Annotated in this window: 12 protein-coding genes; 6 read left to right on the forward strand and 6 right to left on the reverse strand. The window is 65.1% G+C overall.

Features of this window, described 5'->3' with window-relative positions; genetic code table 11:
* Window positions 1-63: 63 nt before the first annotated feature.
* From ACE3TH_RS12550 to ACE3TH_RS12560, 3 genes are read right to left on the reverse strand one after another with little or no spacing between them, the layout of a single operon-like run.
* A complete protein-coding gene (locus ACE3TH_RS12550; protein WP_374600120.1) occupies window positions 64-267 on the reverse strand; it encodes a hypothetical protein in 204 nt (67 codons plus the stop codon).
* Window positions 267-1,451, reverse strand: a complete 1,185-nt coding sequence (locus ACE3TH_RS12555; RefSeq protein ID WP_374600121.1) for a PepSY-associated TM helix domain-containing protein — start codon at window positions 1,449-1,451, stop codon at window positions 267-269. Before ACE3TH_RS12555 ends, ACE3TH_RS12550 begins: the two co-directional genes overlap by 1 nt.
* Window positions 1,361-3,535, reverse strand: coding sequence for a TonB-dependent receptor (locus tag ACE3TH_RS12560; protein WP_374600123.1), 2,175 nt, complete (start codon window positions 3,533-3,535; stop codon window positions 1,361-1,363). Before ACE3TH_RS12560 ends, ACE3TH_RS12555 begins: the two co-directional genes overlap by 91 nt.
* A 184-nt stretch (window positions 3,536-3,719) precedes the next feature.
* Here ACE3TH_RS12560 and ACE3TH_RS12565 point away from each other — a divergent pair, with 184 nt between their 5' ends.
* Window positions 3,720-5,231 carry a tryptophan halogenase family protein gene (locus ACE3TH_RS12565; protein ID WP_374600125.1) on the forward strand — a complete coding sequence of 504 codons (1,512 nt, stop codon included), beginning with the start codon at window positions 3,720-3,722 and terminating at the stop codon, window positions 5,229-5,231.
* Window positions 5,232-5,236: 5 nt separating this feature from the next.
* Here ACE3TH_RS12565 and ACE3TH_RS12570 read toward each other — a convergent pair whose 3' ends face one another.
* Entirely contained in the window at window positions 5,237-6,526 is a 1,290-nt protein-coding gene (locus ACE3TH_RS12570; RefSeq protein ID WP_374600126.1) for a sugar MFS transporter, read from the reverse strand.
* Between the two features lie 178 nt (window positions 6,527-6,704).
* The gene (locus ACE3TH_RS12575) at window positions 6,705-9,593 is read right to left on the reverse strand and encodes a TonB-dependent receptor (RefSeq protein WP_374600128.1); all 2,889 of its coding nucleotides are present in this window, start codon (window positions 9,591-9,593) and stop codon (window positions 6,705-6,707) included.
* Window positions 9,594-9,885: 292 nt separating this feature from the next.
* Between ACE3TH_RS12575 and ACE3TH_RS12580 the strand changes: the two genes are divergently transcribed.
* The gene (locus tag ACE3TH_RS12580) at window positions 9,886-11,703 is read left to right on the forward strand and encodes an alpha-amylase family glycosyl hydrolase (RefSeq protein WP_374600130.1); all 1,818 of its coding nucleotides are present in this window, start codon (window positions 9,886-9,888) and stop codon (window positions 11,701-11,703) included.
* Window positions 11,700-13,328, forward strand: a complete 1,629-nt coding sequence (locus ACE3TH_RS12585; protein WP_374600132.1) for an alpha-glucosidase — start codon at window positions 11,700-11,702, stop codon at window positions 13,326-13,328. The genes ACE3TH_RS12580 and ACE3TH_RS12585 overlap by 4 nt, the downstream gene beginning before the upstream one ends.
* Before the next feature lie 2 nt (window positions 13,329-13,330).
* On the opposite strand, the gene ACE3TH_RS12590 is transcribed toward ACE3TH_RS12585, so the two are convergent.
* Complete coding sequence (locus ACE3TH_RS12590; protein ID WP_374600134.1) at window positions 13,331-14,338, reverse strand: LacI family DNA-binding transcriptional regulator; 1,008 nt, start codon at window positions 14,336-14,338, stop codon at window positions 13,331-13,333.
* A gap of 107 nt (window positions 14,339-14,445) precedes the next feature.
* On the opposite strand from ACE3TH_RS12590, the gene ACE3TH_RS12595 reads away from it, so the two are divergent.
* From ACE3TH_RS12595 to ACE3TH_RS12605, 3 genes are all read left to right on the forward strand, one after another.
* Window positions 14,446-16,503: a glycoside hydrolase family 97 protein gene (locus ACE3TH_RS12595; protein WP_374600136.1), complete on the forward strand. Its 2,058-nt coding sequence runs from the start codon at window positions 14,446-14,448 to the stop codon at window positions 16,501-16,503.
* A 65-nt stretch (window positions 16,504-16,568) separates the two neighbouring features.
* Window positions 16,569-18,059 (forward strand): MFS transporter, encoded by a 1,491-nt coding sequence (locus ACE3TH_RS12600; RefSeq protein ID WP_374600222.1) that lies wholly within the window; start codon window positions 16,569-16,571, stop codon window positions 18,057-18,059.
* Complete coding sequence (locus ACE3TH_RS12605) at window positions 18,056-18,985, forward strand: alpha/beta hydrolase (protein WP_374600138.1); 930 nt, start codon at window positions 18,056-18,058, stop codon at window positions 18,983-18,985. The genes ACE3TH_RS12600 and ACE3TH_RS12605 overlap by 4 nt, the downstream gene beginning before the upstream one ends.
* Window positions 18,986-18,992: the final 7 nt, after the last annotated feature.

Raw genomic sequence — 18,992 nt, forward strand, 5'->3', positions numbered from 1 at the left:
CCTCGGCAAGCCAATACGCCGCCCGGCGCTGTCAGCCGCCGAACGGTCCGGGACCAGCCAACATCACCGTGACGGGCGCGTCCAGCCCTTGCGATGCGCGCGGGTCCAGGCCCAGACGATCGTGACGATCGTGACGCCGACCATTCCCGAGAAGGCCACGTCCCAGGCGCCGTCAAACAACAGGGCCCCGACCAGACCGGTCAGGCCCAGCCCCAGCAGAACCAGCGGGATTCCCAGTATTGCGGTTAACGACAAATGGCTGCGCATCAGATCGCTCTCCGCCGTTTGCCCAGCCAGAGATAAAGCCCTGACCCCAGGACGATGATGGTGATCACGTCCAGGACCGCCCACACGATCTTCAGCGCCAGCCCGCCATAGTCCCCGAAATGCAGCGGCTGCGACAGGGCCAGGGTCTTCACATACCAGGGCGTCGGCGCGACCGCGGCCAGCTCGCCGGTCCGCGCATCGATCAGGGCCGGTGTCGTGAGATGCGTCGTCAGGGGCGTGTCCCCGTGAAAGAAGACCGCATAGTGATGATCGGTCGAATAGGCCGTGCCCGGAAACGCCACGAACTGCAGGGTCTTGCCCGGCAGGGCCGCCCTCGCACGCTCCACCGCCGCGTCCAAAGAGGCACGCTCGCCGACGGGAGCCGGATCGGCATAGGCCGCCATCAGCTCCTTCAGCGCCGTGTCCTTCCAATAGGCCAGGATTGGGGTCGCAAGGGTGTTGACGATCCCGGTCACCCCCACCACGAGCACCCAGCCCACCGTCACGATGCCCAAGAGGTTGTGGTAGTCGAGCCAGCGGGTCCGTGCGGCCTTGTCGATCCGAATCGTTCCGAACACCAGCCGCCGCATGAACGGCACATACAGCACGACGCCCGACACCACGGCGACGACCAGCAGCAGCCCCATCACGCCCAGAAACAGCATCCCGGGCAGGCCCAGGAACATGTCCGTGTGGAGCTGAAGCAGGAACTCCATCACCGGATGGCCGGCCACCAGCGGGGCCGCGTCACCGCTGGTTTGGTCGATTGGCTGGAAGGAATACTGACCCTCAGCCGCATCGGGCATCCGGCTGGTGACGTTCACCACAGGTCGGTCCTCGTCGAAGCTCATGAAGGCCGGCACCTCTCCGGGTCGTCGCGCCAGTGCGGTCTCCAACACCTGATCCAGCGACAGGCGACGCCCATCCGCATGGGCGGGGGCCCAGGGCTCATCCAGCAGGAGGTGGTCCAGTTCGTGTGTGAACACCAGCGGCAGGCCGGTGATGCACAGCATCAGCAGGAAGATGGTCGAGACAAGGCTCGACCACTTGTGGACCCATGACCAGCCCTTGAGGGTGCGTGTCTGCATCCGCCTCAGAATTCCGTCGACAGCGAAAGACGCAGGGTGCGCGGCGCACCCAGCGTCAAATAGTTGGCCCCCGGGAATCCGCCGACGGCGACCCACTGGTCTTCGTCTGCCAGATTCTCGACCCGGGCCCGCAGGGTGACCGGGCGATCCGCGATCCGGGTGACATAGCGCAGACCGGCGTCGAAGCGGGTCCAGCTGTCGAGTTGCACCGTGTTCGCTTCATTGACCTGCTGCTCACCCGTAAAGACGGCGCGGCCTTCAATGGTCAGACCAGCGAACTGCGGGACATCCCACTCGACATTGGCATTGGCCTGAAAGTCGGGGACACCGATGGCTTCGGCTGAGGCGATCTTGGTATCCAGCCAGCTTGCTCCGCCGATCAGACGCAGGCCGGAAACCGGCTCGCCGAATACGCTGACCTCGACACCCCGGTTCTGCTGCTCATCACCGCCGCCGTAGATACCGAACTGCTCCGCAAGAGGGGCGTCCGGATTGACGATGTCGAACGACTCCGTGGCCTGGGTTGTCTGGAAGAGGCTAAGGGTACCGCCGAAGGTTCCTCCATCATACTTCACACCGATTTCGCTCTGTTTCGAGCGGAACGGCGACAGTACCTCCTGCTCGTTCTGCACGCGCACACCGTTGACGACGGACGGCGCGATCTTGCCGGGCTGCAGGGCTTCGGCGTAGTTCGCATAGACGGCCACAGCGTCGCTCAGCTTGTAGACCAGAGCGAACACCGGCGTGATCGCATCGCCTTCGACTGGAGTGGGGGCAGGCGCCCCAGTATTGTAGTCGTAGGTCCGCGTCTCGATCTGCTGATACCGGGCACCAACCGTGGCCAGCAGCCTGCCGTCCATGAAGGACATCATGTCGGCAATGGCGATACTGCTGTTGTTGACCCGCTCGGTGACCAACGGATTGTCGAGGTTGCCGCCAATCAAGGCGTCCGGCACCGGAGGCACCACCACGACCGGAGCGTAAAGATCGCTCGCAAAACCCGCGAAGTCGGAGAAGGCATAGGCGTTTTGCGACCTGGACTGAACCTGCGAGGCCGAGGCTACGAGCGTATGCCCGACCGGGCCGGTGGTCAGCTCGGCACGCACGCCGACATCGCCGGACCAGACCGTGTCCTCGCGCGTATTGTCGAAGCGATAGGCGCTCAGGGTGCCGTCGGGCTGGGCCCTCGGGTTGGCCAGCAGATTGGCCTCCTCGCCCTGACGTCCACCGAAGGCCGCCCAGGCGGTGACGGTGTCGCTGAGATCAAACTCGCCGCGGACGACGCCGAACAGCTGACGCTCGTCGGTATAGGTCCAGGGCTGGGCGAAGTTGCTGTCGGCGGACGGCGGCGCGGGCACGGCCCCGAGCGGCGTCACGGTCGGGCGCGGGGCGTCGATGCGGTGGTCCTGATAGCCGATGTCGGCGGAAAATCGCGCCCGCTCGCCACGACGGTCAAGACCCAGGCCGACGGCGGTCAGTTCACGGCTTTCGCCCTCGATCCCCGCCTCCCCGTCCCGGCGGGCCACGTTCAGGCGCAGGCCATAGTCGTCGGAAACACCGAAACGTCGGGCGACATCGGCGGCCAGATACAGTTCGCTCTCGCCGTCGATCCCGGCGGTCAGCCGCGTCAGGGCTGCGTCCGGGGCGCGCTTGGGCGTCAGGTTGAACGCCCCACCAACGCCGCTGCCGCCCGGTGCCGCGCCGTTCAGAAAGGCCGTCGCACCGTGAAAGACCTCGACCCTTTCCAGAAACTCCGCCGCCACGAACTGACGCGGCAAAATACCGTACAGGCCGTTGTAGGTCATGTCGTCCGAATAGACCGGGAAGCCGCGGATGACATACAGCTCCTGGAAGTTGCCGAAGCCCTTGGATACCCGCACCGCCGGATCGTTCTGCAGAACGTCGCCGACGCTGCGGGCCTGCTGATTGCGGGTGAGCTCTTCGGTGTAGCTGGTCGTGGCGAAGGGCGTATCCATGACACCCAGATTGCCGAACAGGCCGACCCGTCCACCGCGCGCGACCTGACCACCAGCATAGGGCGACGTCAGGGTCACCTGCGAGCCCGTGACGATCACGTCGTCGATCTGGGTCACCTCCGCATCCTGCGCCTGCGCCTGCGCCTGCGCCTGGCTGGCCAGCACCAGGGCGGCGGATGAAGCGAGCAGCAGCGTACGAAGCATCGGAACCAACAATCATGCGAATGAGAACGCGTCGCAGTATAGGACAGCAGCCGGCCTTTCAAGACCTCTGCGTCGCCCGGCCACCCATCCGGCGCATCGGTCGCAGGCACGCCTTTTCGCTTGAGCGATCAGCCCGCCCTCCTAAGCTGAATTTGAGGTCGATCAACAGGCCAGGAGGGGCATCATGGCGGAACCGATACGCAGCGTTCTGATCGTCGGCGGCGGCACGGCCGGCTGGATGGCGGCGGCAGCCCTGCAACGCACCTTGGGCCCGCATGCCAGGGTGACGCTGGTCGAGTCCGAGGACATCGGCATCGTCGGCGTGGGCGAAGCGACCGTGCCCCCGATCCGCGACTTCAACGCCATGATCGGCCTGGACGAGGCCGAGTTCATGCGCGAGACCAAGGCGACGCTGAAGGTCGCCATCGTCTTCCAGGACTGGGGCCACGTCGGCAATCGTTACGTCCATCCGTTCGGCACCTTCGGGCGCGGCCCGACCCTTGCGGATTTCCAGCAGACCTATTTTTCGCTCAAGGCCAAGGGTTTGGCCGGAGACCTCGGCGACTATTCCGTCTGCTGGCGCGCCGCCGATGCCGGCAAGGTCGGTGACCGCAATCCGGACCCGAACTCTCCGCTGAACAGTATGTTCACCGCCTATCATTTCGACGCCGTCCTCTATGCCAAATACCTGCGCAAGGTCTGCGAAGGCCGTGGGGTCGAGCGGGTCGAGGGAAAGGTCGTCGATGTGGTCCAGCGTGCCGAGGACGGCTTCGTCCAGGGCGTGACGCTGGAGGACGGCCGCCTTCTCGAAGCCGATCTGTTCATCGACTGCACCGGCTTCCGTGGCCTGCTGATCGAGGGGGCGCTGAAGGCCGGCTATGAGGACTGGTCGCACTGGCTGCCGGTCAATCGGGCGATGGCCGTGCCTTGTGCCAGCGTGAAGCCCCTGACGCCCTATACTCTGTCCACGGCGCGTGAGGCCGGCTGGCAGTGGAGGATCGCCCTGCAACATCGCACCGGCAACGGCTATGTCTATTGCTCGGACCACACCACCGACGATGCGGCGCGCGAGACCCTGCTGGCCAATCTGGACGGAGAGGCCCTGGCCGAGCCTCGCCCTCTGCGGTTCGTGACCGGCCGTCGCAAGAAATACTGGGACAGGAACGTCGTCAGCCTGGGCCTGTCCAGCGGCTTCATCGAGCCGCTGGAATCGACCAGCATCCATCTGGTCCAGGCGGGCATCTACCGCCTGCTGCAGCATTTCCCGGACAGAAATTTCAGCCCGGTCAACATCGACGGCTACAACCGCCGTCTGGGCCGCGAGGTCGAGCTGATCCGCGACTTCGTCATCCTGCACTATCACGCGACCCAGAGAGACGACACGCAGTTCTGGCGGCAGGTCCGCGACATGCCCATTCCCGACAGCCTGGCCGAGCGGGTCGAGGCCTTCCGCGACCGCGCCCTGCTGTATCAGGTCGGGGCCGACGAATACTTCAGCCAAGCCTCATGGCTGGCGGTCATGTACGGCCAGGGCATCGTCCCGCGCGGAGCAAATCCGCTGTATTCGCTGAACGACGCACAGCGGCCGGCGGCGGGCCTGCGCCAGCTGTCCGACATCCTGGCCCGCACCGTCTCCGCCCTGCCCGACCACGAAACCTATCTGAAGGCGAAAGGCATGTGGTCGGGGGCGGACTGACGAAATCAGTGCAGGGTGGCGACCGTCGCGGCGTCGCGAGCTTCCGGCTTCTTGCGCGCCGCCCCGACTGCGAACACGGCCAGCAGGGCATAGCCCGCCAGCGGCACAAAGAAGGCCGGGTTGAAGATCTCGGCCGCATCGTCGACCAGCATGCCGCCGATCAGTGGCAGGACCGCCCCGCCGACGATGGCCGTGCACAGCAGGCCCGACGTCGCCGAGACCGGCGCGGTCGAACGCTCCAGCGTCAGGGTGAAAATGGTCGGGAACATGATGGAGTTGAAGAAGCCGACGCCGATGGCCGCATAGGCGGCGGTGCTGCCCGTGGTCTGGGTCACGACCAGGCACAGGATCGCCGCGATCACCGTATTGACCGTCAGCAGCACACCGGCCGGCACCCGCGTCAGCAGAGCGGCGCCGATCAAACGACCGACCATCGCTCCGCCCCAGTAGAAGCTGACCAGACGGCCCGCATCGACCTCGGGAATGTTCAGGATCGTCGGGCTGGCCAGGAAGTTGGTCAGCAGGCCGCCGATGGTCACCTCGGAGCCGACATAGATGAAGATGGCCAGGGCGCCGAACACGGCCCAGCGCGAGCTGAAAGCCTTGAGCGGCGAGGAAACGGCGTCGCTCTGGGCGCTGGCGGCGGCGGCGTTGATCTTCTTGCGCGCCGTGAAGATGAAGAAGGCGACCAGAGCGAAGAAGCCGCCCAGGGCCAGGAAGGCGAAGTCGATGCTGCGCAGCGATTCATCCCGCGTCGCCGCCGTGACCACGGCACCGGCGGCGAAGACGCCTCCGGTCAGCAAGACACTCGATCCCAGCAAGGGCCCCAGCGTTGTGCCCAGCGAGTTGAAGAACTGCGAGAAGTTCAGGCGCGCATGCGATCCCTTCGGCGAGCCCAACACGGCCACCAGCGGATTGGCCGCGACCTGCAGCAGGGTCACGCCCGATGCGATGACGAACAGGCCCAGCAGCACGATCTCATAGACATCCACCAGCGTCGCCAGCGGGATGATCAGACAGCCCAGCACCATGACCACCAGGGCCGCGATGATCGACCGGCTATAGCCCAGCCTGCCCAGAATGGCGGCCGCAGGAATCGAGACCACCGCATAGGCGATGAACCAGGCCGACGCCGTCAGCAGCGCCTCGGTCGTTGTCAGGTCGAACACCTTGCGCACCGCCGCGATCAGCGGATCGATCAGCGAGGTGGCGAACCCCCAAGCGAAAAAGAGCGTGGTCACATAGGCGAAGGCCAGGCCTGTGCCCTTGCGTGGTGCTGTTGAAGTGTCGGTCATGTCTCTCCCCAAGGGTCGTCGGCGGCATCCGCGCAACGATCAAGCGGTCTAGGTTTCATCCGTGCGCGGTCACGTCCAGCGCCTTTTCACAGGCCGTAACCAAAAGTGCCCCCAGCGCGGCCAAAGAAAAGGCCGCCCCGGTTTCCCGCGGCGGCCCCAGTTTGACCGTTCAGGGCGGTCAGTAGCGGTAGCTCAATCCAACGAGGAAGGATCGGCCATAGGTCTGATGGTCGATGACCTGGCGCTCGTCGCCATTCTGGAAGGTGTAGAAGGGCTCGTCGGTCAGGTTGTTGACCTGGGCCAGGAAGGACAGGCCCTCCAGAGGACCGGATTCGAACTGGTAACCGATCTGGGCGTCCACCACGCTTTCCTCGCCGACACTGCGCAGAGTGCGGCCGTTGCCGAACCCGGCCACTTCCCCCAAGAAATCCGAGCGGTAGCGGTTTGAGGCCCGCACTTGGAAGCCGTTGTTTTCATAATAGATGGTGGTGTTGACGACGGTTTCCGACAGTCCCGGAAGCGCGGTGGCGTTCACGCCGTCAGGCTTGATCTCGCTGGACGTTTGCGAGGCACTGAACTGAAGGCCGAACCCTTCCAGGGCAGGATGGAAGACGTCGAACGGTACGGACGCAGCGAACTCGATACCGCTGATGTAGCCGCCATCGCCATTGGCCGGAGCCGAAACGATGCCCTCGTTGATGACTGGCGTCACACCCGGTGCATTGGTCGGATAGCCGGTGAAATCGAAGATCTGATTGCGCGTGTAGGTGTAGGTTTCCAGATCCTTGTAGTAGGCCGCAACCGAGACGTACCCGCGCCGATTGGCGAAATACTGCTCGAACGAGAGGTCCACGACATTGGCGATCGTGGGCCGCAGTTCGGGATTGCCGCCGCCGCCGCTCCACGGCGAGTTCTGCTCGGGCGTTGCTGTCGGCGTATTGTTGCTGACGTTGAAGTTGTAGTTCTGCGAAGCCCGCATGTCGTCCATCCGGGGACGCGCTAGCACACGTGACGCCGCAAAGCGCACGAAACGATCCTCACCGATCTCCAGAATCAGGTTGGCGCTGGGCAGTACCTCAACATAGTCGTCGCCACCCGACACCGCGATCGACACTGTGCTGGCACCCGAGCCACTGGCCGAGAAGCCGCTGGATCGTTGCGACGTATCGACAATCTGCAAACCGGCGTTGCCGGTCAGCGCCATGCCGAACAGCTCGGTGCCGATGTTGGCCTTGACGTAGTAGGTGTTGACCTCTTCGCTCACGACCCAGTTGCCGGACAGCACGTCGGCATTGGGATTGCGCACCAGCGAATAGAAGCCGGAGTTGACCAGACCCAGGGCATCGTAGCTGATGACGGCTGGAATGCCGAGATAGCCCAGTTCCGTCGGTGACAGCAGGAACTGCGTCGGGATCGGGGTGGTGTCGCCCGCCGCGCCCAGGAAGAACTGGTCGTTGACGAAGGACTTCTCACGCTCCGACAGGTTGATGCCGAAGTCGACCGAGCTGAAGGGCCCGCCGTTGATCTCCCGGCGGGCGGTTAGACGCACGGCCTTGATCTCGTCGTCGATGGAGGGGTTGTTCAGATAGCCATCCTGGCCACCCGGGATGATATCCCCGCCCCAACCCTGCGGGCTGGTCAGGAAGATCAGATTGGGATCGGCATAGTTCAACGTGGTGGTCAGGACCGGTACGCCGTTGCTGCCGATCGTGAAGCCGACGCTGTCCAGCGCGCCAGCGACATCACGTCCGGTGCCGGCATAGGTTTCAAGAACCACGTCCTCGCGCTCGACCTTGGAGTAGTTCAGGTCCAGACCCAGACGCCAGTTGTCGTCCGCTTGAAACTGGGTGTTCCAGCCCAGCGACGTGATCTTGCTCTCGCGAGTGTTGACGTCGTTGCGGATGACACCCTTGACGTTGTCATAGGTACCCGAGGTGATCAGGCCGTCTTCAATCGTCGTCGTAGGACGCAGCCGCGGTGCCGGACGGCAGGTCGCAGTTTGCGGCGGGCTCGGATTTGCGGATTGCGGCGGGCAACCCGCGCCGGAGCTACCGCCCCAGAACAGGGGAAACTCGATGCCGCGCAGGATCTGGGTGTTGTCGAACTGAGAGTAGAAGGCGTCGATGGTCGAGGAGAAGCGGTCGTTGGGCCGGAACTCCAGCACACCCATGAAGCCGTCGCGCTCCAGCTCGCTGGACATGACATAGGGCTTCATCCCGCCGATGACCAGTTGGCCGATTTCTTCGGAGTAGCCGGCGCGAGGGGTGCGCGGGCCGCCCGGAACCAGTTCCTCTCCATACAGGTCGTTGCCCAGCTCCACCGTGGGATAGCCCCAGGCGTTGAAGCGCTCGGACTGATACGGGCTTTCGATATGAGCATAGCCCAGCGCCAGACCGATCGTGTCGTCGGCGAACTGATCGACGTAGGAAATCGAATAGCGGCTGCCGTTGTCTGTCGTGCCCGAGTTCAAGGCCCCGATGTCGTTCCATTCGTACCGGGCGTTCATGGCTATAACCTGACGGCCATAAGCCAGAGGCCGGATGGTCTGAAGGTCGACGGTGCCGCCCAGCCCCTGGCCGATCAGCGCCGAATCCGGGGTCTTGTAGACCGTCACGCCGCTGAGCAGCTCGGACGGATACTGGTCGAATTCCACGCCGCGGTTATCGCCAGTCGTGACCTGCTCGCGTCCATTGAGCAATGCGGTGGTGAAGTCGGGCCCCAGGCCGCGGATCGAGATCGCCTGACTGCGTCCGTCGAGGCGCTGCGCCGTCAAGCCCGGCAGGCGGGCCAGCGATTCGGCGATCGATACGTCCGGCAGCTTGCCGATGTCCTCAGCCGAAATGACTTCGACGATCGAGGTGTTGCGCGCCTTGGCGGCGATGGAGTTCTGAATCGAGGCGCGGATGCCGGTGACGATAACCTCGTCGACCTCGGTCGCTTCATCCGGATCGGCCTGGGCCGGCGCATTCTGGGCAGCCGCGCCGCCGGCAAAGGCTAGCAAACCAACGGCACCGATGGCGGCACCGGTCAACAGACGCGCACGACGTGTGACGTGGGTTCTCATCATTCTCTCTCCCTCAGGCCGTCGTCGCATTTCTGATGAAGCGTCCGGGCTCTGATCGCAAAGTTATGCAAACTTGTGAGAACGTTGCAACCCTGTAATCTCGGGAGGCCGTCAAACAGTGACGAAAATGCGACGCCGCAGCGGCCTATATTGCGATGCAGCAAGGTCTAGAGAGCTTTACGCCGCTATTTCGTCATTCGTCATCAATGGATTGACAGTCAGCCAAACGACTGCAAAATCTTGCAAAGCGATCCAGCAGGCCATGTCGTCTGCGGACATTTGAGGGAGGCCGTCCATGAGCGGAAAGGCTGTGAACGGGCGCAGGCGGCGAATCGTCCTGACCGCCGCAATCGGTGCCGCCCTGTCGTGCGCCGCAAACGCGGCCTGGGCCCAGAGCCCCGCCCTTGAGGCCTTGCGCCAGCGACCGCCAGAGGACGAGGTCATCTATTTCATGTTGCCGGACCGGTTCGCAAACGGCGACCCGTCCAATGACACGGGCGGCATCGCGGGCAGCCGGCTGGACCACGGTTTCGATCCGACACACGAAGGCTTCTATCATGGCGGTGATCTGGCCGGTGTGATGCAACGGCTGGACTACATCCAGGGCTTGGGTGCGACCGCCATCTGGTTCGCCCCCATCTTCAAGAACAAGCCCGTCCAGGGCGAGCCAGGCCGTGAGTACGCCGGCAACCACGGTTACTGGATCACCGACTTCACAGCCGTGGATCCGCATTTCGGCGACGAGGCGGCGATGAAAGCCCTTGTCGAAGCTGCCCATGCGCGCGGCATGAAAGTCTATCTGGACATCGTCACCAACCACACCGCCGATGTGATCCGCTATCGGGAGTGCCCGGCGAACGACTGTGCCTATCGCAGCCGTGCCGACTATCCGTTCACGCGACGGGGCGGGGTCGAAGGCGCAGCGATCAATGACGGCTTTAACGGGAGCGATTACGGTCGGCTGACCCGCCCGGACTATGCCTACACCCCTTACGTCCCGGAGGGCGAAGAGACGGTCAAGGTTCCGGCCTGGCTGAACGACCCGATCTACTATCACAACCGGGGCGACACGACCTTTCGGGGCGAGAGTTCACTGGACGGAGATTTCGCGGGTCTGGACGGCCTGATGACCGAACATCCCCGGGTCGTGGCCGGCATGATCGAGATCTTCGGCGGCTGGATCGATAGGTACGGCATCGACGGCTTTCGCATCGACACCGCGCGCCATGTGAATCCCGAGTTCTGGCAGGCCTTCGTCCCCGCCATGCTGGAGCGGGCCGAGGCCCGGGGTATCCCGAACTTCCACATCTTCGGCGAAGTCTACGACCACGATCCGGCCGTGCTGACGCGCTTCACCCGGGTCGACAGCTTCCCTGCGGTGCTGGACTTCGCCTTCCAGAGCGTGGTCACGGACGTGGTGGGGCGCGGCAAGCCGACCGAGCTGCTGGCCAAGCTCTATGACGCCGATGTCAACTATGAGGGTGGTGCCGAGACGGCGATGCAGCTGCCGACCTTCCTCGGCAACCACGACATGGGCCGGATCGGCAACTTCATCCAGGTCGCCAATCCCGACATCGGTGACGAAGAACTGCTGGCCCGGGTACGGCTGGCTCATGCGGTCATGATGTTCACGCGCGGCGTCCCGACCCTCTACTACGGCGACGAACAGGGTTTCTCAGGCGACGGCGGCTATGGCGGATCGCGCCAGGACATGTTTGCCACTCAGGTAGCGTCTTATGCAGACGACCGCATCGTCGGCGGTCGCCGCGCGCCCTATGACACCGAGGCCCCGCTGTATCGCGCCATCTCGGAGATGGCCGCGCTGCGCCAGGCGCATGCTGGACTGCGGCGCGGACGCCAGGTCGTCCGACAGTCCGGCGATGGCGCCGGACTGTTCGCCGTGTCGCGGTTCGATCAGCCTGAGCGCGAAACCCTGATCGTCTTCAACACCTCGACGGCCCCGATCACGGCTCAGATCGAGGTCGAGAACGCCTCGACGGTCTGGCGGTCCATCCACGGCGAATGCGCTACGACAGCCAGCGCGCCCGCGAGTCTGCGCGTGACCGTGGCTCCGCTGGACTACATGATTTGCCTATCGGAAGGTGCGCGTTGAACGTCCAGACCTCAATCCAGCCAGTCGCTGACATCGCCGCCAATAGCGAATGGTGGCGGGGAGCCGTCATCTATCAGGTCTATCCGCGCAGTTTCGCCGACAGCAATGACGACGGCATCGGCGATCTGAATGGCATCACCGATCGACTGGAGCACATCGCCTCCCTGGGCGTGGATGCGGTCTGGATCAGTCCCTTCTTCACCTCGCCGATGAAGGACTTCGGCTATGACGTAGCCGACTATTGCGACGTCGATCCGATTTTCGGCGCCCTGGCCGACTTCGACCGGCTGATCGACAAGGCCCATCGGCTTGGCCTGCGGATCATCACTGATCTGGTGTTCGCCCATACCTCGGATCAGCACGCCTGGTTCGACGACAGCCGTCAGTCGCGCACCGGCCCGCATGCCGACTGGTACGTCTGGGCCGATGCCAAGCCTGATGGATCGCCGCCGTCAAACTGGCAGTCCGTGTTCGGCGGCCCGGCCTGGACCTGGGATGCCCGGCGCGGCCAGTACTACATGCACAACTTCCTGCCGTCGCAGCCGCAGCTGAACCTGCACAATCTGGACGTGCAGGACGCTCTTCTGGACGCCGCCCGCTTCTGGCTGGACCGGGATGTGGACGGCTTCCGCTTCGACGCCATTAACTTCGCGATGCACGATCCGAAGCTGACGGACAATCCGCCCCTGCCCCCCGGTGGCAAGCGGACGCGGCCCTTCGATTTTCAGGACAAGATCAACAACCAGTCCCAGCCCGGCATCGTCGACTTCGTCGCCCGCATCCGCGCCCTGACCGACAGCTACGGCGGCCGGTTTAGTGTGGCCGAGGTCGGCGGCGACCATGCCGAGCGCGAGATGCAGGCCTTCACCGCCGGCGATACGCATCTGAACAGCGCTTATGGCTTCCTCTACCTCTACGCGCCGTCCCTGGCTCCGGATCTGGTGCGCGAGGGGGCCGAGGTCTGGCACGGGCGCGGCGGTCAGGGCTGGCCGTCCTGGACCTTTTCGAACCACGATGCACCGCGCGCCATTTCCCGATGGGCGCAAGGCCGCGACCCCAAGGCCTATGCCGAAATGGCCATGCTGCTGCTGATGTGCCTGCGCGGCAATGTCTTCATCTACTATGGCGAGGAGCTAGGCCTGCCCCAGGCCGAGGTACCGTTCGAGCGCCTGACCGATCCCGAGGCCATCACCAACTGGCCCCAGACCCTGGGCCGGGACGGGGCCCGCACCCCCATGCCGTGGCAGGCCGATCGGCCCCAGGCGGGCTTCTCGTCCGTAGAACCTTGGCTACCGCTGGATCCGCGCCATGCCGCGCTGGCCGTGGATCGTCAGGAGGCCGATCCGACCTCCATGCTGCATTCGACCCGTCGTCTGGTGGCGTTCCGGAAGTCGCAGCCGGCCCTGATGTGGGGCGATATGGCGATGCTGGATGCGGGCCCCGGCCTGCTCAGCTTCGAGCGCACCCAAGGAAATCAACGGCTTATCTGCGTCTTCAATCTGGGCCATACGGCCGCCGACTGGACCCTGCCCGACGGCTGGCGGGTCATCGAGGCAGTCAATCTGAACGCCCCGCCGGAGGGTCAGTTGCCGCCCATGGCCGGGCTGGTCATGGCCACGGCATGATCCTAGCCGCCGCAGCTTTCGCGCACGATCAGGTCGGTAGGGATCCGCTCCGACCGGCCGACCGATGTGCCGGAGTTGTCCAGCAGCTTGGACACCAGCAGGCGACCCGCCTTCATCGTGTCCTGGGCGATGGTCGTCAGCGCCGGGCGGCTGTACCGGCTGAAGGGCACATTGTCGAAGCCGATGACCGAGACATCTTCGGGCACCCTCAGACCCGCATGCAGCAGGGCCCGCACGGCCCCCAGCGCGATCTGGTCAGAGGCGCAGACGACGCCGTCGAACTGGACGCCACGCCGGATCAGGCTGTCGACCGAAGCCTCGGCGGACTCGACCTCGAAATGCGCCTCCATGATCAGATCGGGATCGGCGTCCAGACCGGACCTGGCCAGGGCCTCCAGATAGCCCCGGTGCCGCTGCATCGATTCCGGCGGGTCCAGATCGCCCAGGAACACGATCCGCTTTCGCCCCAACCGGGCCAGATGCAGGGTCGCGCGGCGCCCGCCCGCCAGATTGTCGGACCCGACCGAGCAATAGAGCTGATCGGCCAATTCGGCACCCCAAACCACAAACCGCCCCTCGGTTTCAGCCAGCCGATTCAGGCTTTGATGCAGGAAGCTCTGGCCCAGAAAGATCACGCCGTCGGCGCGCGTGTTCATGGCGGCGGCCATGTCGTCATGGTTGGCCGGCGAGAAGTGGCTCAGGATCACATCGCATCCCCGCTCACGCGCCGCCTCGCCGACACCTGCCAGCAGTTCCAGAAAAAAGGGATCGCTGAGGCGCCCTTCCCGCCCCTGCGGGCGAGGCGTGACCAAGGCGATGACGCCGTCGGCCCCCACGGGTCCGGCGGGCATATAGCGGCGGAACGGATAGTCGTGCTCGCGGGCCAGCTTCCAGATCAGCTGTTTGGTCCGCGCATTTACTGCCGGGCTGTCGTTAAGCGCCCGCGACGCCGTCGAGATCGAGACGCCCGCCAGCTTGGCCAGATCTTCCAGACGGGTGTTGCGGGTCACGCTGCGGCTCCGGTCGAAATCACGTCTGCAAAATTTGCTGCAAACCTTGCTTGTTCTGCGCCGCTACGGTCGCGCTTGGCAAGCCCTCGTTACCGGAGTGCCCCCTCATGCTGACCCGCCGCTTCCTGATCACGACCACGGCTCTAATGGCCGCTGCTCCTGCCATGGCCCACGCGCAAGCCGCTGCACCCTTGGTCACGGCATCGTCGCCCGACGGCGTCCTGTCGGTCCAGGTTGGGGTCAATGGCGAGGGCCGCCCCGAGTATTCGGTCACGCGTCTGGGCCGACCGGTCATCGCCCCCTCGCGGCTGGGCTTCATCCTTACCGACGGACCTAAACTGGAGCGCAACTTCACTGTAAGCGCCGATGCTCCGACCCAGCACGACGACACCTGGGAGCAGCCTTGGGGCGAACAGCGCTTCATCCGCAACCGCTACACCCAGCTGCGGGTTCATCTGACGGAGCGGAACGGTCTGCAGCGGCGGCTTGATGTGGTCTTCCGCATCTATGACGACGGGATTGGCTTCCGCTACGAATTCCCCGAACAACCGGGCCTGACCACCGTCCGCATCGGCGACGAACTTACCGAGTTCGCGGTCGTGGAGCCCGGCACCGCCTGGTGGATCCCCGCCTTCGAATGGAACCGCGAGGAATACCTGTACAACCGTACTCGCATCGACGGCGTGGGCGTCGCCCAGACGCCGCTGACGGTGCGGACCGATAATGGCCTGCATGTCTCGCTGCATGAGGCAGCCTGCGTGGACTATGCGGGCATGAACCTGCGCCGCGTCGAGGGCGGACGGTTCAAGGCGGCGCTGACGCCCGGCCTGACCAATGCCGCGGTCGAGCGCACCGCTCCCTTCGCCACGCCTTGGCGCACGCTGCAGATCGCGGACCGCGCGGGCGATCTGGTCGAGTCCCACCTGATCCTGAACCTCAACGAAGCCAATGTTCTGGGTGACGTCAGCTGGTTCAAGCCGATGAAATACATTGGCATCTGGTGGGAAATGCATCTGGAACTGAAGAGCTGGAACGCCGGCCCCAAACACGGGGCCACGACCGAGAATGCCATCAAGCACATCGATTTTGCGGCCGAACATGGCTTTGGAGGCGTGCTGATCGAGGGGTGGAACGTCGGCTGGGACGGCGACTGGTTCGGCACCGGTTGGGACTACAGCTTCACCCAGGCCTATCCCGATTTCGACATCGAGCGCGTCGCCGCCTATGCCCGCCAGAAGGGTGTGGAGATCATCGGTCACCACGAGACGGGCGGCAACGCCTACCACTATGACAAGCAGCTGGACCCCGCCTTCGCCCAGATGCAGCGATTCGGCTGGCATTCGGTCAAGACCGGCTATGTCGCCGATGCGGGCGGTGCGCGGGTCGCCGGGCCCGACGGCCAGCCTCGCCTGGCCTGGCACGAAAGCCAGCCCATGGCCCAGCACCACATGCGGGTCGTCGAAACCGCGGCCAAGTATCAGGTCGCGGTCAATGCCCACGAGCCGTTCAAGGACACGGGCCTGCGCCGCACCTATCCCAATATGATCTCCCGAGAGGGCGCGCGCGGGATGGAATTCAGCGCCTGGGGCCAGCCGGGAAATCCGCCGGAGCATGAGGCCAATCTGGTCTTCACCCGCCTTCTGGCCGGGCCGATGGACTACACCCCCGGCATCTTCGGCATGCAGACCCGCAGCCCGGACGGCATCGCCACCACCTGGGCCAAGCAACTGGCGCTGTATGTCGTCATCTACAGCCCGATCCAGATGGCGGCGGACCTGCTGGAAAACTACGAGGCCAATCCGGCCCCCTTCCAGTTCATCAAGGACGTGCCCGTCGACTGGGCCGAGACCCGCGTGCTGGACGGCGAGATCGGCGACTATGTTGTCACCGCCCGCAAGGACCGGAACTCCGACATCTGGTGCCTGGGGGCCGTCACGGACGAAGAGCCGCGCGTTTTGTCGGCTCATCTAGGATTCCTCGATGCCGGACGCCGCTACCGCGCCGAGATCTATCGCGACGGCCCCGAGGCCGATTGGCAGGGCAAGCGCGAGGACATCGTGATCGAACAGCGTGAAGTGACCGCCGCGGACACCCTGGCCCTGCGCCTCGCGCCCGGCGGTGGCCAGGCCATCCGCTTCGTGCCGATCGGAAGGGCACGCCGTTGACCGACTATGCCCCCCGGACTCTGCTGACCGTCCGGCCGCGCCTGACGCGGCTGGCGATCTGGAACATGTGCGTCGGCTTCTTCGGCATCCAGATCGGCTTCGGCCTGCAGAACGCCAACACCAGCCGCATTTTCCAGACCTTGGGGGCCGAGGTCGACAGCCTGGCCATCCTGTGGATCGCCGCGCCCCTGACCGGCCTGATCGTCCAGCCGATCATCGGCCATTTCAGCGACAAGACTTGGGGCCGGCTGGGCCGTCGCCGGCCCTACTTTCTGTTCGGTGCCATCGCCACGACCATCGCGCTCATCTTCATGCCCAACGCCCCCGTCCTCTGGATGGCGGCGGCGACGCTGTGGATCATGGACGCGGCGATCAATGTCACCATGGAGCCGTTCCGCGCCTTCGTCGGCGACAACCTGCCCGAGGAACAACGCGCCACCGGCTATGCGATGCAGAGCTTCTTCATCGGCACGGGCGCGGTCTTCGCATCCTGCCTGCCGTGGCTGCTGACGCAAGTCGGTGTCGCCAACACGGCACCGGAAGGCATTGTGCCCGATAGCGTTCGCATCAGCTTCTACGTCGGCGCGGCCTTCATGCTGACGGCGGTCCTGTGGACCGTCTTCTCGACCAAGGAATACAGCCCCGCCGAGATCGACGCCTTCGAGGGCGCGCGTGCCGCGCCGCTCGCACACGAGGCGCTGCGCCCGGCGTCGCGCTATATGTCTGGCGGCCTTGGCTGGCTCGTCGTCGGGGCACTTGCCTTCCTTGCCGTCTGGTTCGTGCGCGACCAGGCTGCGGCCCTGCCCGCCGAGGTCGACGAATGGCGCAAGGCCGTCGGCAAGGAACTCTATGTCCTGGCCGGGTTCGTCGCGGGTTTCGGCGCGCTGCAACTGGTCGTCGCCGCCTTCCGCCGCGCCACGAAGTCCAACGGCCTGACCGAAATCCTCGATGACATGTTCGGCATGCCCGAGACCATGCGCGGCCTGGCCGTGGTCCAGTTCTTCAGCTGGTTCGCCCTGTTCGCCATGTGGATCTACACCACCGCCGCCGTCACCGCCATGCACTTCGGGTCGTCCGACACGACCTCGGTGGCCTATAACGAGGGCGCGGATTGGGTCGGCGTCCTGTTCGGTATCTACAATGGCGTCGCGGCCCTGGTCGCCTTCGCCCTGCCCGTCCTGGCCCGCCGGGTCGGCAAGCGCGGAGCCCATGCGGTTGCGCTGGCCATGGGAGGCCTCGGCCTGATCGGCATCTTCCTGATCCGCGACCCGCAGATGCTATGGCTGCCGATGATCGGTGTCGGCATCGCTTGGGCCTCGATCGTGTCGATGCCCTACGCCATCCTGTCCAGCGCCGTGCCGGGGCGGAAAATGGGCGTCTATATGGGCGTCTTCAACATCTTCATCGTGGTGCCGCAACTGGTCGCCGCGACCCTGCTGGGGCTGATGCTGAACGCCCTGTTCCAGTCCCAGGCCATCTGGGCCCTGGTCGTCGGCGGGATCAGCTTCTTCATCGCCGCGGCCATGTCCCTGCGGGTGCGCGAGGTGAAGGCGTGAACCGGCGAGGCCTCCTGGCCACCCTCGCCGCCCTGCCCTTCGCCGGGTCGGCGCTCGCCCAGACAGGCGCGATCGCAGGCGGACGACTGGTCGATTACGAGGCCGTCGCCTCCGCCCATCTCGGCCCCCGCAACGTCACCGTCTGGCTGCCGCCCGGCTATGACGCCGGCTCGGATTGCCACCCCGTCCTCTACATGCATGATGGCCAGAACCTGTTCGATCCGGCCCGCGCCAACTTCGGCGAATGGGGTGTGGACGAGCATCTGGTGCGCCTGATCGAGACCGGGCAGGTCCGCGTCCCCATCGTCGTCGGCGTCTGGAACACGCCGCTGCGCCTGCGCGAATACGTCCCAGCCGACCTGATCGCGGCCCTGCCCGGCGAGGTGCGCGACAGCCTGATGCCGATGTACGGCGGCGAGCCCTTGTCCGACGCATACCTCCGCTTCCTGGTCGAGGAACTGAAGCCGCGCATCGATGCGGAGTACCGCACCCTGTCCGGCCGCGACGATACGGTGATCGCGGGCTCCAGCATGGGTGGGCTGATCTCGCTCTACGCCATGATGAAATACCCGGAAGTCTTCGGCGCGGCCGGGTGCCTATCGACCCACTGGCCGCTCAGGCTGGAGCGGCTGGAAGGCGATGCGCTGAACACCTGGCGCGAGACGGTGGTCCAGGCCTGGTCCGACGTGATCCGGCGCGGCCTGCCCGATCCGGCGACGCATCGCCTCTATATGGACCGGGGCGACGAGACGCTGGATCAGTTCTACGCCTTCTTCCAGTCGCGCATCGACACCGTGATCCGCGACGCCGGCTGGGATCCCGACCGCTTCAGAACCCTCGTCTTCCCGACCGCCGAACACAACGAGAAGAGCTGGAACAGCCGCCTCGATGTGCCCCTGACCTTCCTTTTGTCGCCCAACCTGTGAGTCCCCG

This window comes from Brevundimonas sp. (assembly GCF_041919755.1).
GTDB lineage: Bacteria > Pseudomonadota > Alphaproteobacteria > Caulobacterales > Caulobacteraceae > Brevundimonas.